The organism is Bacillus sp. JJ1127, from assembly GCF_036965845.1.
Taxonomy (GTDB): domain Bacteria; phylum Bacillota; class Bacilli; order Bacillales; family Bacillaceae_G; genus Bacillus_A.
In genome coordinates this window covers 2,592-5,092 of sequence record NZ_JBALQK010000243.1, presented here as the reverse complement: position 1 = coordinate 5,092, position 2,501 = coordinate 2,592, and the positions used below count along the sequence as shown (strand labels likewise).

Below are 2,501 nucleotides of genomic sequence, written 5' to 3'. Positions count from 1 at the left end.
TAAAATGGATTTATATATCGATGATTCAATTCAAATAGATGACTTATATGCCTAATAAAGCTTGATAAATATATATACGGAATTATCGGAAGGGGAGCGACACCTATATGTCACAAGCGCAAAGCATTTTATTAGAAAGTGGAACAAATGAACTAGAGATCGTCACATATACTGTTGGTGAAAATTTATTTAGCATTAACGTAATGAAAGTGCGCGAAATTATTAATCCATTCCCTGTTACAACTGTGCCGGAATCCCATCACGCAGTGGAAGGTGTTGTCCAAGTACGGGGTGAAATTTTACCAGTTATTAACCTCGCAACAGCGCTTAATTTAAAATCAGCGAAGCCGCTGGATCAAACAAAATTTATCATTTCAGAATTAAATCAAATGAAAGTCATTTTCCGCGTAGATGAAGTGCATCGCATTCAGCGTATTTCTTGGGAGCAAATTGATGAGCCAGCCTCACTATCGATGGGCCTAGAAGAAACAACATCTGGTATTGTAAAATTAGACGGCAAAATCATTTTACTATTAGATTATGAAAAAATCGTTTGCGAAATTAGTAACACTGGTTATGAAACACAAAAACTTCCAGGGCTAGAACAAAAAACAGACCGTGCAGAAAAAGTAATTTATATCGCTGAAGATTCAGCAATGCTTCGTCAAGTATTAGAAGAAACATTGTCAACAGCTGGTTATACGAAAATGAACTTCTTCAGCAACGGTGCGGAAGCGCTAGCGCAAATTGAAAAACTAGCAAAAGAACAAGGTGAAAGAATGTTCGAGCATATTCATCTATTGATTACAGATATTGAAATGCCGAAAATGGATGGTCACCATTTAACAAAGGTAATTAAAGATCATGAAATAATGACCAAACTACCAGTCATTATTTTCTCTTCTTTAATTACAAATGAACTGTATCATAAAGGTGAATCCGTTGGGGCAAATGCCCAAGTAAGTAAACCGGATATTCAAGAATTAATTGGTCTTGTTGATAAACTTGTTTTATAAAGTGAAACTTCTATGAGAGAGGGGCTGTATGTCGCTCTTATAGTTAACCCTCAGCTCAATTTTCTTTGAATATTGGGCTGAGGGTTTTACTGCCTGTAATAGGAGGATTCAATTTTTATTTTTGCATTTAGAAGAAAAAAGATTTAAAATGGAAAAATAGTGGATTTTAAATAGTAGTAAAAGCGTTTATTATTTCGCAAAGCTGTAAAGATTTTTCGGTGCAACAGCCCCAGGAGTATCATATAATTTAATTATGGAATGTCTTCATGCATAACTAGAGATACTCTATCAAGCTAGATTGTTAACGATATCAAAATGATTTACCATTTACTATATTTCGATACTTTTTATACATTTTTGTATGTTAATTATTGTATGCTAATTGTTTGACAGACAATTCTGAACTGCTATAATATGGATATGGAAAAATTTCCATTTTTTTAAAAAAGAGACATGGGAGTAGTATGAGAATTGTGAAAGGATGAGGAGGAGTGACACAGATTATGTATCACCACAAAGCAATTAATGTATTAAATCTTTTGCAAAACATGTCAAATAATAAAAAAAATGATATACAATTAGAAGCGGAATTTCAAAAAATAGAAAAGCAATTCCGAATCGGGTATGAAGAGTTAATCGATCTATATAATAAAATGGTACTATTTCAAATTGGTATTGAAGAAAACGGTGGCATATTTGCATATGAGAAATCGGATATTACATGGTTAAAATCTGAATTAGAACTTTTATATGCGGTCTACCAATTTTGTCAGCATCACGGTTTAAACATTGCTAGTATTTCAAAGTATGTGAGTAAGAAAGAACTAAACCTGTTTCCGAAAACAGAAAGTCAATTACAAAATACGTATTACAAATTAAAAAATGAAGAAATTCCATTTGACGATATAAAGAAACAAAAGCCAGGGCGTAAGCGAAAATATGTATCTGAAAAAGAAATAATAGTAGAACCGAAACAAGAACAAAGTCAACAAATAAGCAAAACAATTCCTAATGTAGAAGTAGAAAAGAATCTTGTTACAGTCCTATCAGGTATTGTTGATAACTTTGAAACAATTAGTGAACATAGTGAAAAAAAAGAACGTGAACTGCACCAATTTATGGATGGGATTTATAAGCTTTCTAGCATGGCCGCAGAGCGTATGAAAGAAGAACATGACACAAATACGCTAGAAGGTGAATTGCAGAAGCTCCGTGCCGAAAATGAACGGTTGCAGCGTGAAAAACAAGATCTTGTTACGGATGTTAAAGAAATGACACATCACCTGATTCATTTCATTACGAGTTCTGACATTGACCAAATTCGTACATTACCGTATTTCGTCAAAGAATGTAAACAAGATTTGCATAAGTTAGGCTTATATAACGCACAAGATGGGGCAATGAAAATCATGGTTGATCGCAGTGGGCAAGTGATGGCGATGACACGTTAAAGAAGAATGGGGTACAAAATAAAAGGGAAATACA

At 33.6% G+C, this 2,501-nt stretch carries 2 protein-coding genes; both read left to right on the top strand.

Annotation, left to right across the window (positions count from 1 at the left end; all coding sequences use genetic code 11):
- Positions 1-107: 107 nt before the first annotated feature.
- Entirely contained in the window at positions 108-1,016 is a 909-nt protein-coding gene (locus tag V7183_RS21150) for a chemotaxis protein (protein ID WP_335360732.1), read from the top strand.
- Between the two features lie 503 nt (positions 1,017-1,519).
- A complete protein-coding gene (locus V7183_RS21145; RefSeq protein WP_335360743.1) occupies positions 1,520-2,467 on the top strand; it encodes a DNA-binding domain-containing protein in 948 nt (315 codons plus the stop codon).
- Positions 2,468-2,501: the final 34 nt, after the last annotated feature.

Coding starts and splice junctions, on each gene's coding strand:
- V7183_RS21150 (WP_335360732.1), top strand. CDS start 108: ATGTCACAAGCGCAAAGCATTTTATTAGAAAGTGGAACAAATGAACTA.
- V7183_RS21145 (WP_335360743.1), top strand. CDS start 1,520: ATGTATCACCACAAAGCAATTAATGTATTAAATCTTTTGCAAAACATG.